Below are 13,308 nucleotides of genomic sequence, written 5' to 3'. Positions count from 1 at the left end.
TAAGGAGAAATATGATGTTGATGGATGATCCTAAAGATTGGCAAAAGCGAATAGACTCTCTGCAAACGGCCGTTGCTGAAACCCAAAGCATCGTGGAGGAGGTGTGGCTCGATCACGGCGATGATGTGCTGACAGTATTTGATGCCAACAAGATGTCCACAGCCATGATGTCCCCGTTTCAGGCCATCAAGGTGGCTTTAGGGAATGAAACGCCGCGTCAATTTTTGAAAAAATCTGCCTCGGCACGGCCGTCTGAAATCCCACATGAATTACGCGACTTTACAATTAGAGACTTCTACCAACTGGTGCAGGAAACGATGCAGATTAACAACTGTGTCAAGCTGCTGGAAGCGTTGAAGAATTTTTCTAAGCAGGGCTTTACCTTTTTTATGGATGGCTACTATCACAAGAAAAATTTGCCCGTTGCGCCCGGCTGCCCGCCCCGCTCAGTCATGCGTACCATTGTGAACCAGGTTTCGTTTGATCTGAGCGTAATTCAAGATGCTGTGAACCAGCGTCGCCGATTGTTGGGTCGCTCCACCCAGCAATCTCGTGCGGTGGCGATGGCCGATCAGTTGGCCAACATGGCACTGGGCATGGCGGTGGATGAAGGTTTTTTGCCGGAGGATACGGCCGTTGTCACCTACCTGGCTAAAAATATACGAGCCAGGCTGATTCCTTATTTTGATGCGCTGCTTATCAGCATAGCGTATGCGTCTATTCAGAACGGCATTCACCCCTCGCGGGATTATCTGGCTATTCCGCATGAAATTGGGCATCATCTGTATTGGAACGGCCGTCATCCCCGAAAAGATATTGAGCTGCGTGAAGAGCTGCTGCAGAATGCCGCCAATGCAGGCATCCAGGCAGGGGATTGGCGGCTCAACTGGCTGGAGGAAATCTTCTGCGACACTTACGCCCTCTTGCTGGCTGGCCCCGTCATCGTGCTGGATTTCCAGGATATGCTAGATGATGATATGTCTAGCCACTTCCGGGAAGATACGGACAAACACCCGATTCCGGAGATACGGCCGTTCATCCAAACCAACATCCTGCGGCGAGCAAAGGATGAAGATGGCAACGTCTTCTATGCCCACGAATGTGACAAGCTAGATGAGAACTGGCGTAAATGGCTTGCCAAACATCCGCTGCAAAGCAGTTACAACATTCGAGGGCAAGCCCAGCCCATGACCGGGCAAGCCATCGTTACCGCCATCGAGCCGCTTATCACCGCTATTCTGGATACCGTTCCTGGTTTCGTACCCGATGAGCGTGAGTACGACGGCATGGAAAGCAGCAATGATGTTTCTAAGCTCTATCAAGAGTTCCATAGCTACATCATGCCCGACGACGACAATGAATTGGTGAACCTGTTCCTCGACGGTACCGGTACACAAAAACAGCTAGATACAATTCTAGACAGTTATTCTGAAGTCCCCTTCTTAACCCACATTCGCGAGGTAGCCAAAAAGAAACCCACTGAGATTGATACGGCCGAATGGCTCCTGCTACTCCGCTCCTTTGGTTGGTCTGACGAGGGACCGCTTGGCAGCGGGGGAATTACGAGTAATGGTGCTACTTTTAATCTGTCAGCCGCTCGCGTCAATAATAATGTTACGGTTACCGTTACCGTAACAAACAACATTAATGCTACAGTTAATTTGAAGTGTGTCCGAACGAATCAGACAAAATCTGTTACAACTTCAACCACTGGATCCTGCACATTCAACAATGTGGGCAGCAGTGGCGGGCAAGTAATAGCGACAAATTCAACCCAGAACACATTTGTTACTTATCCAGCTGCCTAATTGACTGATTAGACAGTCTTGCTGCTGTTTCCGAAATCAGTCGGTGTTCTGGTACATTATATAAAAATGAATGCCGACTGATTTGATCGGGAATTTTGGCACCTTGCTCAAGCAGTAGGGAATGTGCTTTTTGTAGGAGTGAGGTAGCTCGCTCGTCTTCCAGATACGCCAATAACCTGTAACAAATCCAGAATGTGTTGAATGGATCTTCTAATCCATCCAAATTTGTTGTATTCAAATGCTCTAAAATAGTATTGAGCTTTGCGCTTATGCTTTCTCGATTGCCCATAGCATAACTCACACAGGCTAAGCCAACCTGGGGTAATGTTGTTAAATGTGGTTGACCCAGATCCGTACGCAAAGAAAGTGCTTTAAGAAAAGCAATTTCTGCTTTGGTTGCTAAGCCAAGTTCCAATAAGGTGAAACCAAGCATCGTCACGGTATGAGCCTCTAAATAACGAGCCCCCGTTTCCCTCTCAATTTGTAAAGCTTGGTTAAAGTAAATTTGCGCTTCATCATGTTTTTGTTGCTTGGTTAGCACTTCCCCCAAATTGTTGAGTGCAATGGCTTCATCTTGCTGCACACCTACTTCCCGGCTAATAAATAAGGATTGTTCATAATGCAAGTACGCTTCTTCATACAGCCCAAGAACGTAGGCAATAATCCCTAGGTTATTGAGAGCAGTTCCTTCCCCCTCCCTGCTACCAATTTCTTGATACAATTTTAAGGCACGTTCAAAATTTCCCTTTGCAGCGATATACTTCTGTTGGTGGCTAAAAAGTAGGCCAATATTATTTAATACACTTGCCTTAAACTCTCGGTTGCCATCCTCTTGGGCTATTCTTAACCCTGTTTGGTAGTAGTTTTCTGCATTTATATAATCGCCTTGCTGCATTCCAATTCTGCCAAGATAGATTAAGATTATTTCCTCACCTTTAGGATCATCAGTTTGTTTTAGGTACGAGAGTGCTTTTTTGGCATGATTTTTGGCCTCATTGTATTTCCCTTGCCAAAGAAAAGCTCGACACCAATTAGTATGACCATCAGCACAGCGCTGAAAATCATCCACTTTTTGAGCGAGTTCTATCGCTGCCCTTGACGCAGTAACTGTTTCTGAATGTTCGCCGATTACATGAGCAAATCTGCCTTGTCTTAAATAAACTTCGGCTTGTTTTGGGGTATTGTTGAGGGCAGCGGCGAGGGTTGCTAGTTTTTCAATTTCGCTTTGTTGTGCTTCGCGCTGGCCGAGTAGGTGGTAAACATCTTCGCGGGCTAGGCGGAGGGCAAAGCGTGTTTCAAAATCAATGTTGGTGGTGAGGGAGAGAGAACGGCCGTAATAATCCAACGCCTCATTATTCTGGTACGCTTCACGAGCCACGTCGCCAGCCTTGTGCAGGTAATCGCGGGCTTTTTCGGCGAGGTCGGCTTGCTCGGCATGGTAGGCCAGCTCGCCAAAGTGAGGGGTGAGGTCTTGGGCGTAGAGCGTTTCCAGGGCAGCGACGGCAAGCTGGTGCAGGCTTTGGCGGCGGGCACGTAGCTGCATTTTGTAGGCGGCGTCGCGCACCAGGGCATGCCGGAAAAGGTAGCGCAGTTCGCTGATGGCAGCCCAAATGATGGCTTGCTCTGCTTCGCTCAAGATTGTGTCAAAATTGGCATCGTCTTGCAGCATGTGTGCCAGCAGCCGCACCTCAAATTCGCGCCCCAAAATTGCCGCATGCTGCACCCCATTTTTTACTTTGGCCGTCAATCTATCCAAACGAGCCACCAGCAAAGCATGAACGTCCTGGGGAAGAACGGTTTCTTGAACGGCCGTTACTGCCCAGCCTTCCTCCGTTTCCTCCAGTAAATTCTGCTCTTGCAGGTAGCACACAATTTGCTCGGTAAAAAATGGATTGCCCTCACCCCGATTAACCAACACGGTTTGCAAAGCGGGTGAAGCTGCGCCGCCGAGCAGGGAGGCCGCCAACTGATTGACTTCTTCTGGCGTTAGCTGCCCCAGCGGCAAGGTTTGCCATTGAAAATTGCTGGTTTCTGCTTCTTCGTGCTGCTCTGGGCGGCTGGTAGCGAGGATGGCCAGAGGGTAGTGCAGGTCAGGAACGGCCGTAACCGTCTGCCACAGCTGCTGCAAAAAGTGGCGGGTATCGTCATCTAGCCAATGTACATCTTCCACAACCAGCAGGGTTGGCTTTTGCAAACTTTCGGCACGCAGTAGGGTACTGAGGCCAATGAGCGTGTTTTCAAAGCGACCTTGTGGCTCCAGTTGTTCGTATAGCGAATCTGGCCAATGCAAATCTACCAACGCACCCAAGAAGGAACGGGTACGGGCCAGTTCATTGGCTAAATTCTCTGCCTCGGTAAGCGCAATAATTTCGAGCAATTTCTGGTCGAAGTTTTCCTTGTTTTCAGCATCGCTTTGCTGAGTGGATTGGTTGAAGTAGCGATTGAGCCAGTAGCGCATTGGATTTAATGATTGGCGCAAAATCTGGTCTGTTTGGCACAGAAAAATTTGGTGGGAGCCAAACGTTTCTAGTAATGTGTCAAAAAAGGTATGCAGCAACCGGCTTTTGCCAATGCCTGCGTCTCCCTCCACACGCAACCCGCCCGCGAAACGGCCGTCTGCCAACGGCCGTATAAATTCCTGTAGCTGCGCCAACTCTCGTTCGCGCCCTAACATCTGCCCAGAAAAGATGGGTGCCATGCCCCGCTGCCGCCCAACCAGCCGATAGACAGCCTGCTCACCAGCGAATCCTTTGAAGGGTAAATTATCCACGAATTGCAGGTTGAATTGGTGTTGGGCGCGGTTGAAAACGGCCGTATCCAACCAAATCTCACCGACCGGTGCTTTCATCATGAACCGAGCTGCCAGATTGACCCCGCTGCCGTAGCAGGTGAACTCCTCGTGCAGCGGCGAGCCGATGAAGCCCGCATGAGCCACGCGATAGGTGACCCCGGCTCGGATCGGAAGGTCAGATTGCTCACGCAGTGCCATGACAAAACTCAAGGCGCGTTCAATGTCTGTCTCGTGAGCAATGGGCGCACCCCAAAAGAGCAGCAGCGTACAGCCCTTATCGCCAAAATCCAGCCGACTGGTGACGCTGCCAAACTGAGCTTGCAGTGCAAACACCGTTTGCATAAAAGGGGCAATTTCCGCTTCGTTTTCTACGGCAGGCAGGCTGATGAAGACGTTAACAATTTGGCGAAACTCACCTTGCAGCGGTTGGGTGATGAGATCGGGCGGGAAGAAGCGGCTCATCAGCGGCATATCGAGCTGAATTTTAGGAATGGGTTGCGCCGGGGTGATGGTTTGAGGACGGCCGTTTAATACAAAAAAGTCATTTCGGGGCAGCAGCGACACAGCTTCTGCCAAAGTCGCTGCCAGCGCAGCATCCAGCACTACATCCCCCGGTGTACACTGCTTTTCAGCCAGGGCGCAGCCGTCAACGGCCGTTCCCCGAAAATAAAAAGTTGCCCGTTCCTGCGCCTCATCCGACAAAATACCCCACTGCGCCTCGCCCAGTGCCAAACCGAATTTGGCCGACATCTGAAAATCGCCATACGGAGTGTGACTGGTTGGGTTTTGTAAAAGATGTTGCTGGGCTTGCCAAGCGGCCGTGATTGCTTGCTGGGCAATTTGCTGCTCTTTTTCTGGGGTTTCGATGGGAAAATATGCTGTGAACGCATCCCCGGCAAAGTTGCCCACAAAACCGCCTTGTTCAAATACAACCTTTACCAGCGGCTCAAAAATGCCCAGCATCACCGAAGCCATCACCTCAGCCCCATGTTGCCCGTGCTGCATCAGCGTTTCCATAAGTTGCGTAAAGCCAGAAACGTCTACAAAGAGGCCAACGGCCGTAAACGACCCGCGTTGGTTCGCCGTATTTAGCTGATTGAGGATGAATTGAGGAACCAGATTGTGCATGATATTGACCACGTTGTTGATTCTGAACCAAGTTTACCATGCGAGTATGCAAGTTTGCGAGTTTGCAAGTAAGGGCGAGGCAATCGGCCATCATCTTGGCTTAGCAAATGACCTTCCCTCCGATTGCCTCGCCCTGATAGTCTCCACATCTCCACATCATTCGCCACCGCCTCGTCCCTACCTTATAATCTCCACCTATGACTGATTCGACCCAATCCTCTCCACCTCTAAAAAAAGCGTGGCTAGATGCTGCCCGCCCACGAACGCTGCCGCTGGCACTTTCCTGCATTATTCTGGGGACGTTTTTGGCGGTGGCCGATGGTGCTTACAGTTGGCCGATTACGACGCTTTGTTTGGTAACGGCCGTTTTCCTGCAAATCCTCTCCAACCTGGCCAATGATTATGGCGATTCCATTCACGGCGCGGATCATGTGCAGCGGGAGGGGCCGCAGCGAGCCGTGCAGTCTGGTCAAATTAGCGCCGCTACCATGCGCCGCGCCATGTTTTTATTTGCGGGGCTGTCTGCCGTGAGCGGCCTGGCACTGATTTGGCTGGCCTTTGGCGCGGAAGGGCTGATTGGTCTGCTGATTTTTGTATTGCTTGGCGGTACGGCCATTTGGGCGGCGGTGAACTACACCGCAGGCAGCAAGCCCTATGGCTACGCTGGCTGGGGCGATCTGTTTGTCCTCATATTTTTTGGCTGGGTGGGGGTGCTGGGGCCGTATTTTTTAATGGCGCAGCGGCTCGATTGGGCGCTGCTACTGCCCGCCACTAGCTGTGGCTTGCTGGCGGTGGCCGTACTCAACGTCAACAACATCCGCGACATTGAATCGGACAAATTGGCGGGGAAATTTTCAATTCCGGTGCGGCTGGGGCCGGCGCGGGCACGGATGTATCATTGGGGACTGTTGGGTACGGCCGTTTTTCTCACTACCCTCTACGTTTTACTCACTTTTAGTAGCTACTGGGCGTTTCTCTACATTTTGGCGGTGCCGCTGCTGGTTCGCAACGGAACGGCCGTGCAAAATACTACCTCCCCCACGGCCCTCAACCCGCTCCTCAAGCAAATGGTTCTCTCGGCTCTGGCCTTTAATTTATTGCTGGGTCTCGGCCTAACCCTGTAACCACTTTCGTTTGTTCGCTGATTTGTGCAGACGCCAACCACAGCCAGGTAAAGATTTCCTCTAACCAAAGAATGTGCCAAAGTAGGGAGAGTAAATTGATGAAGAAACTTAGCTTGATTTCAATAGGTTTAGGGCTTATAGCTATATGGTTGTTCTGGCCAAAAACAAGACAATTTCAGGCAAGGAGTTTGCTGGATCAAGCGGTTGAGCAGAATTTGCCAAAAGTGAATGACAGTGAAGTTGTCGGCATCTTGCCAGAAGAATTTGGTTCCCCAGTTGGAAGAACATGTTTTTATGCCAGGGATTATTTTGTGTTGGGCTTTTCCTCACTCTCAACCGAAGCTGCTATGGAGGAATACGAGAAGCAGTTGAGAATGCTAGAGTGGCAGAAAAGAGGTTCTGTCTATATTTATGGTGCCAATCTCAAATTGGAAGTAATAGCATTTGACGTTCCTGTAATTAATTATCATAAAATTGTCGATTATGAAGAGTTAAGAAACACATATAAAGGTGTGCTGACAATTAGGCTCGACTATGTGTTACCCGATCGTGCTACTTGCAATCAGTAACCTTACTATTAGCTCCCCGTGTTGTAAGCCAAGTTCGACCGTTTTTCGGTGCATGGTTTAGTTGGCAACGGCCGTTCCCCACAAAGTTATGCCAAAAATTGAGGATTTAGTTGTGTGATGTAGGCGACACGGCCAGAGGCCAGGCCGCAGCCGATGGTAGCGTTCAGTGATTGACCTACCGATTACCGACCACTGAATACTGCTCACCGAACACGGGCCATGAAGTGACTGTCCGCTAAACGGCCGTCTCCAAACGCGTGCCACCGCTTCGTTCCCTCAATTTCAAAGCCAAATTTGTGGTAAAGGCGCACCCCGGCCGGATTGTCCACATTCACTTCTAGACGAATGCGGCTGATGTTTAACCAATTGTCAGCCAGGTCAACAACGGCGGCCATAAGCTGGCTGCCAATCCCTTTGCCCCAATAGGCTGGATGCACCATCATGCCCAAGCCAGCAGCGTGCGCCGTCCGGGGAGAGTCTGATTGGTGCAGAGTAATCATGCCCACCGCCTTGCCTTGCACCTCAGCCACAAAGCGGTGAAGGCGTTTGTTTTGTGTTTCTATGCGCTTTCGGGTTGAACCAATCTCTTGGCTGGGCATTTGTAGGGTGGTTCGGGCCACCAACGGGTGGCTGAAGCAACTGTACAGGTCGTCGGTGTCGCTGTGGCGCGGTGTGCGAATGATGATGTCGCTCGAGGTAAACTGTGCTGGTGGCGGCGGAGCAGGAGGGGCAGCTGGCTCGGCGGGGCCAGGAAAGTTGCCGTGTAGTCGCGCCATCACAAACTCATCTAGAAAACGGCCGTTGCCAAAAACAGCCTTTTTCTTCAGCCCCTCCTTCTCAAAACCAAATTTTTCATACAGATGAATTGCCACCCTGTTGTGACTGTACACTTCCAACTCCAGGCGACTCAGGTTAAGCCAGTTGTCGGCCAAATTCAGAGCAGCTTCTACCAGCTTACTGCCTACGCCTTGCCCCCAGGCATTGGGATGCACCATCATGCCCATGCTGCCGCTATGCTGCATTCTGGGGCGCAAATATTGGGTGAGGTGGATGGCTCCGAGCAGACGGCCGTTTAGTATGGCTACCAATCGGTGCCGCCCGGGTTTTTCGGTGGTGGCCCACTGCTCCGTCTCTGCTAGCTCCATGCTGGGTAGCTGCAACAGCATCTCTGCCACGCGCGGGTGGCTGACGATGGCGTGTTGCTGCGGGGCGTCATCGGGGTGGAACGGCCGTATTTCAACATCACGTGAATTAATCAGTAGGTCACTCATCACTCATCTCAAGGCTCCAGTAGGACTTTTGGCCTATTTTTCACACTATTTTCACCTAAATTGGGTGATTATGGCTAATGATTGGAACAAACGAAAGTCAATCGTTAAGTCTGCAATCATACGCTTTCCTTATTTGAAGGCAAGAAAATCCAGCTTTTATGACCAACACAGACGCATTTCCTCAAGAGTCCGTCGCAGCAACTAACGCCAGGGCAGAGCCTCCGGTTGAGGTCGTCAATGGCGTGTTTCCGTCATTAACAACCGCCTTCGATGAGGTAGCCAAAGCTAGTTTGCCCCCTGTAACATTAGGGTTTACCTTGTTCCACTTCTTCCTGGCCGTTGCCTATGCCGTTTTTCTGCCGCCAGAGCTGCTACCGCAGATTGTGCCGTTGGTGGGGGGAACGGCCGTTTTTTTGTTGGCACTTTATGGCGTCATACGTTTTTGGGAGATGCCCGCAAGCTGGGCGCAGCCTGTGGGCGTGGGGATTGCAACGCTTTCCATTTCTACCGTCTTTATTCACCTGTACCAATCCATGGAGCCTCGCCAAACCAGCATCCTCACCTTTTTGCTCATTGGCATGAGTGTCTTTTTGCTTTCCTGGCGCTGGTTGGGGTTTATATTGATTGGCACCTTGACTGGCTGGTTATTGGTCGTTTACCGTTGGCCGCTGTCGCCATCGCTCGTTTATAACGGTATTTTGCTCATCTTGTCGCTGGGGATTTCTGTCATTGTATTTTTTGTGCGTCGCCAGTCGGTGGTGCGATATGAACTGCTGCGCTGGCAAGATGGCCAACGACAGGCACTCCTGCGGCGGCGAGCCAAACAGATGGAAACCAGCATGTCATTGGGGCGGCACATCACCTCCATTTTGGATTTGGATGCACTGCTGCAAACGGTTGCAGAGCTAATCAAGGCGCAATATGGTTTGTATTACGTTGCTGTGTATTTGCTGGATTCAGCGTTGAGTGGGTATTTGGAACGTCGAGTGGGTGTGGGTGGCAACAGCAACGGCCAGAAACGCTCCCAAATGCGTATTCGAGTAGGACGCGAAGGTTTGGTGGGCTGGGTAGCAGGCAACGGCCGTCATCTGCTGGTGAATGATGTGTTACAAGATAGTCGCTACATTCCCCATGATCTCGTCTCCCAAACCCGCTCTGAGCTGGATTTGCCACTGCGGGCGGGTCGTCGGTTGCTGGGTGTGCTGAGTTTACAGAGTGATGAAACGGCCGCTTTTGATCCGGAAGATTTGCCCTTTTTGCAATCGTTGGCAGATCAAGTAGCCATTGCCATAGACAATGCCATGCTGTACCAGGGAGAGCGGTCGGCGCGTAGCTTGGCAGAGACCATGCACAAAATGGGGCGTGCCCTTACGGGAACCCTAGAATGGAACGAGGTGCTGGAGTTAATTTTGGGGCAGCTAGCGGAGTTGGTGGCGTATGATCGCGGCTCTGTTTTTGTGCATAGAGGGGGGCATTTGGAACTTGTGGCGGCGCGAGGCTTCCCAGAGGCTGCCCAACCCAACCAAATTCGCATTTCGCTTGAAAATGAAAGTATCTTCCGCGAGATTTATGAGACGCAACGGCCGTTGTTCATCCCCGATGTGCTGCAATGGCCAGATTGGCAGCAAATTGAAACCTTGCCCCTGGCGCGCGCCTGGTTAGGCGTGCCGCTCATTCATGGTGAGGAAGTGGTGGGGATGCTGTCGCTCACCCGTGAGACAACCGCACCGTTTACCGAGGAATCCATTGCTTTGGCCACCACCTTTGCCGCGCAAGCGGCCGTTGGCCTGGAAAACGCTCGCCGCTTCGACAAAACCACCCGCTTTTCTCAGCAGCTAGAGTATGAAGTTGCCCAACGCACCCAGGCAATCCAGGAAGCGTATGCCCGCTTGGAGCAGCTTGATCAGGCAAAATCTGACTTTATCGCCATCGCCTCACATGAGCTGCGGACGCCGCTCACCATTTTGCGCGGTTACAGCCAAATGCTGTTCCAGCAAAACAGTGTGCAGCAAGATGAGCAAATTGAGAAACTGGCGCGAGGCATTGAATCTGGGGCGATGCGGTTAGAAGAAGTGGTCAGCAGCATGTTGGAAGTTGCCAAAATAGACAACCGCGCTCTGGAACTTTATCCTAAACAGATATCGCTTGATACTCTGTTTAGCCATCTTGCCGAAGGCTTTGCTAGCGCTTTGGCTGAGCGCCAAATTACGCTGGCCATCGTCAACATCAGTAATTTGCCACTTGTGGAAGCAGACCCCTCCGCATTGGAAAAAGTTTTCTACCATTTGCTCATCAACGCTATCAAATATACGCCAGATGGTGGTACCATTCATGTGTCTGGCGTGGTGCATCAGGCCAACGGCAACATTTCTTCCGCAGACAAGGTGGAAGTTTTAATACGCGATAGCGGCATTGGCATAGACCCCGACATGCACGAGCTGGTGTTTTCCAAATTTTACCAAACAGGTGAGGTTGCTCTGCACTCCTCGGCCAAAACGCAGTTTAAGGGAGGCGGGCCGGGCCTGGGGCTGGCTATCACCCGCGGCATTGTGGAGGCACACGGTGGCAAAATCTGGCTAGAAAGCCCTGGCTACGATGAAAATACCTACCCTGGTACAACCTTCCACGTTTTATTGCCCCTCAGCCTGGAGCCTGTGGCTGCCGTTTGATGCTCGCGCGATACGCTTCTCTTTACTCACTGTTTTGCGGGATGAGTTCGATTTCAAACAGGGCGGGCCATAGCTTGCCGGTGACAAAGAGACGGCCGTTCCCCTCATCATAGGCAATCCCGTTCAGCACATCCACAGGTTGTGTCAAGGTGGCTGGGTCTAGCAAGCCGGTTAGATCAATGTTGCCCACTACCTGGCCCGTAGCTGGATCAATTTGCACAATACGGTTGGATCGCCAAATGTTGGCCCAAATCTGGCCATTGATGAACTCCAGCTCGTTGAGCAGCCGCACCGGGCCGTTTTGATCTTGCACGATGAGGCGCCCCACTTCAGCAAATGTGTCTGGGTCGCGGAAGGTGAGGGTGTCTGTACCGTCGCTCATGATGAGGCAACGGCCGTTATGGGTAATGCCCCAGCCTTCTGTTTCGTATTCCCAGGTTTCCAGTAGCGCAAAGCTCCCTTTGTCGTACACAAAGGCCACGCGATTTTGCCAGGTGAGCTGAATGAGCCTGTCTTCCCACAGCACCAACCCCTCAGTAAAAAAATCATTGCCTACGTCCAGAAATTGGAGCGCCTCGCCCGTTACCAAATCCACCCGCCGCAGCGAAGAAGGCGTGCGCTTGATGCCGGTACTTTCGTACAGTTCGCCATCCACAAAAATGAGTCCCTGTGTGAAGGCGTCTTGATCGTGCGGGTAGCTGTTGATGATTTGGTAGGTGTAGGTTGGGACGTTGATTGGTGGGCTGGTGGCGGGTGTGGTGAATGGGTCGCAGGTGGGAACGGCCGTTGCGGATGGCGTTATTTTTTCGACGGGAATCGCTGTTACTAGTGGTTCAGTCGTTGGGCTGATTTGGTTGCAAGCAATCAACAAAACCAAAGCAATTAGCCACACTAAAGCCAAACAGGCAATACGCAGCGGCTTAATCACTGTCCCGCAGAGCCTCTTGCCAGGGAACATCTGGGCGCGTCTCTAACCCCACGGTTAGCAGCTTGTCTAGCTGGCTGCGCCGTGCCAGGTAGGTAATCAGCTCACGCGCCTTGTTCGACTTGCCCAGCGCAGGCAAATCGTCGTAATCAATGTTCAAATCCAGGCAAAGCGTGCGTAGTTCCTCGTCGCTAAAGCGATCAGACAGCAGGTCGTGCAGAATCGAAAGCGAAATGCGCTCAACGCCACCGTCTGGCAGCACAAAGGCAGCATCCTCCCCGTCAATAACCGCTTTTAGCTGTAGCAGCCGCTGACGAAACTCTGAGACCAGCTTTTGGATTTGATCGTTGAGCGCCTGAAGCTGTTTGGCTTCAGCAACATCATTTCCTGTTGCCCGGATAGCAAGTAAACCGCGCATTTGGTCTAGCAGTACATTGGCATTTGGCTGCAAAGATTTTTGCAACGCAGCCATACCCAGCGCATAAATTTCGCTCGGTATCGCCAATTGTTCTTCGCGTAGCACCTGGGCTGCCTGATGCACAATTACCCACTCGGCTGGCTCCACTTTGGCAGATTGATTGAGCATGGTGATAAATCCGTCGTGCAGCCAACTATCCACGGCTACCAGTGCCTCCCAAACTCGTTTGATTGCGTCTTGTTCCATTTATACGTTCTCTTTTATGCGAAGGTCGGCGTACCAAAAGGCCGTGTCAAATTTGTCGTTCTCTGCGCCCAGCGTGCGCCGCACAATCTCCCCTTTCTCAATAGGGATGGGTTGGGCAAACAGGGGGCCATCATAAATAAAAGAATGATACTCGCCATTTTCGCCACATGGATCAACCGTGGTAGGCAGGTTGGCAAAAAAGGTGGCATCCAGTTCTTGTCCAACAAAGTTGCTGTCGAGCTGCTTTTCATTGATGCACACGGTTATAGCCCGAAACCCTTGCGCTACAAAATCCTGGGCAAGCTGGCGTGTGGGCTGCTGCCACAGCTTCATAATTGCTTTTGGTTTGTCCATAGCTT

General features: G+C 51.5%; 9 protein-coding genes. 4 read left to right on the top strand and 5 right to left on the bottom strand.

What is annotated here, in order from left to right; translation table 11 throughout:
* Nucleotides 1–20 precede the first annotated feature (20 nt).
* The gene (locus ACOQPM_RS20255; RefSeq protein ID WP_420632074.1) at nt 21–1,808 is read left to right on the top strand and encodes a hypothetical protein; all 1,788 of its coding nucleotides are present in this window, start codon (nt 21–23) and stop codon (nt 1,806–1,808) included.
* On the opposite strand, the gene ACOQPM_RS20250 is transcribed toward ACOQPM_RS20255, so the two are convergent.
* Nucleotides 1,789–5,727, bottom strand: a complete 3,939-nt coding sequence (locus ACOQPM_RS20250; protein WP_420632073.1) for a tetratricopeptide repeat protein — start codon at nt 5,725–5,727, stop codon at nt 1,789–1,791. The genes ACOQPM_RS20255 and ACOQPM_RS20250 overlap by 20 nt on opposite strands.
* Before the next feature lie 197 nt (nt 5,728–5,924).
* Between ACOQPM_RS20250 and ACOQPM_RS20245 the strand changes: the two genes are divergently transcribed.
* Together ACOQPM_RS20245 and ACOQPM_RS20240 are read left to right on the top strand one after the other, a co-directional pair.
* The gene (locus ACOQPM_RS20245; RefSeq protein WP_420632072.1) at nt 5,925–6,851 is read left to right on the top strand and encodes a 1,4-dihydroxy-2-naphthoate polyprenyltransferase; all 927 of its coding nucleotides are present in this window, start codon (nt 5,925–5,927) and stop codon (nt 6,849–6,851) included.
* A 98-nt stretch (nt 6,852–6,949) separates the two neighbouring features.
* Nucleotides 6,950–7,420 carry a hypothetical protein gene (locus ACOQPM_RS20240; protein WP_420632071.1) on the top strand — a complete coding sequence of 157 codons (471 nt, stop codon included), beginning with the start codon at nt 6,950–6,952 and terminating at the stop codon, nt 7,418–7,420.
* A gap of 203 nt (nt 7,421–7,623) precedes the next feature.
* On the opposite strand, the gene ACOQPM_RS20235 is transcribed toward ACOQPM_RS20240, so the two are convergent.
* On the bottom strand, nt 7,624–8,691 hold the full coding sequence (locus ACOQPM_RS20235; protein WP_420632070.1) for a GNAT family N-acetyltransferase: 1,068 nt from the start codon (nt 8,689–8,691) through the stop codon (nt 7,624–7,626).
* 158 nt (nt 8,692–8,849) lie between these two features.
* Between ACOQPM_RS20235 and ACOQPM_RS20230 the strand changes: the two genes are divergently transcribed.
* A complete protein-coding gene (locus tag ACOQPM_RS20230; RefSeq protein WP_420632069.1) occupies nt 8,850–11,360 on the top strand; it encodes a GAF domain-containing protein in 2,511 nt (836 codons plus the stop codon).
* Between the two features lie 22 nt (nt 11,361–11,382).
* Here ACOQPM_RS20230 and ACOQPM_RS20225 read toward each other — a convergent pair whose 3' ends face one another.
* The 3 genes from ACOQPM_RS20225 to ACOQPM_RS20215 are packed head-to-tail and all read right to left on the bottom strand — an operon-like array spanning nt 11,383 to nt 13,303.
* Complete coding sequence (locus ACOQPM_RS20225; RefSeq protein WP_420632068.1) at nt 11,383–12,288, bottom strand: glutaminyl-peptide cyclotransferase; 906 nt, start codon at nt 12,286–12,288, stop codon at nt 11,383–11,385.
* A complete protein-coding gene (locus ACOQPM_RS20220) occupies nt 12,281–12,949 on the bottom strand; it encodes a hypothetical protein (protein WP_420632067.1) in 669 nt (222 codons plus the stop codon). The genes ACOQPM_RS20225 and ACOQPM_RS20220 overlap by 8 nt, the downstream gene beginning before the upstream one ends.
* Nucleotides 12,950–13,303: a hypothetical protein gene (locus ACOQPM_RS20215; protein WP_420632066.1), complete on the bottom strand. Its 354-nt coding sequence runs from the start codon at nt 13,301–13,303 to the stop codon at nt 12,950–12,952.
* Between the last annotated feature and the right edge of the window lie 5 nt (nt 13,304–13,308).

This window comes from Candidatus Leptofilum sp. (genome assembly GCF_965223525.1).
In the GTDB taxonomy this organism is placed as follows: domain Bacteria; phylum Chloroflexota; class Anaerolineae; order Promineifilales; family Promineifilaceae; genus Leptofilum.
This window is presented reverse-complemented; position numbering and strand designations above follow the sequence as displayed.

What these genes read in the sequence shown, in the direction of transcription:
- ACOQPM_RS20220 (WP_420632067.1), bottom strand. Translation starts at nt 12,949, where the DNA reads ATGGAACAAGACGCAATCAAACGAGTTTGGGAGGCACTGGTAGCCGTG.
- ACOQPM_RS20215 (WP_420632066.1), bottom strand. Translation starts at nt 13,303, where the DNA reads ATGGACAAACCAAAAGCAATTATGAAGCTGTGGCAGCAGCCCACACGC.
- ACOQPM_RS20250 (WP_420632073.1), bottom strand. Translation starts at nt 5,727, where the DNA reads ATGCACAATCTGGTTCCTCAATTCATCCTCAATCAGCTAAATACGGCG.
- ACOQPM_RS20230 (WP_420632069.1), top strand. Translation starts at nt 8,850, where the DNA reads ATGACCAACACAGACGCATTTCCTCAAGAGTCCGTCGCAGCAACTAAC.
- ACOQPM_RS20240 (WP_420632071.1), top strand. Translation starts at nt 6,950, where the DNA reads ATGAAGAAACTTAGCTTGATTTCAATAGGTTTAGGGCTTATAGCTATA.
- ACOQPM_RS20235 (WP_420632070.1), bottom strand. Translation starts at nt 8,691, where the DNA reads ATGAGTGACCTACTGATTAATTCACGTGATGTTGAAATACGGCCGTTC.
- ACOQPM_RS20245 (WP_420632072.1), top strand. Translation starts at nt 5,925, where the DNA reads ATGACTGATTCGACCCAATCCTCTCCACCTCTAAAAAAAGCGTGGCTA.
- ACOQPM_RS20255 (WP_420632074.1), top strand. Translation starts at nt 21, where the DNA reads ATGGATGATCCTAAAGATTGGCAAAAGCGAATAGACTCTCTGCAAACG.